We start from the raw sequence: 275 nt of genomic DNA, 5'->3' as shown, positions 1-275 counted from the left end.
ATAAAGCAGCAGAAGTAGTTAAGATAGTTCCTGAGTTAAAAGAAGAAGATATAATCGCAAAAGTATTAGAAGTAATTAAAAGTGAAAAGAAAGCTGTATCATTGACAGATGCAGAAATAATTGTATCTGGTGGACGTGGAGTAGGTGGTCCAGAAGGATTCAAGCTTGTTGAAGAATTAGCAGAAGTTTTAGGTGGAGTTGTAGGTGCTTCAAGAGCAGCAACAGATAGTGGATGGATAGATCAGTCACATCAAATAGGACAAACAGGAACAACA

1 protein-coding gene is annotated in these 275 nt (G+C 37.1%); it reads left to right on the top strand.

The annotated features are described in order from the left end of the window. The coding region (locus ACQ3F0_RS26865; RefSeq protein ID WP_428868879.1) for an FAD-binding protein at positions 1 to 275 on the top strand (275 nt) is incomplete at both ends.

The sequence above is a fragment of the Clostridium sediminicola genome, assembly GCF_050402865.1.
GTDB classification, from domain to species: Bacteria; Bacillota; Clostridia; order Clostridiales; family Clostridiaceae; genus Clostridium_AF; species Clostridium_AF sediminicola.
This window is presented reverse-complemented; position numbering and strand designations above follow the sequence as displayed.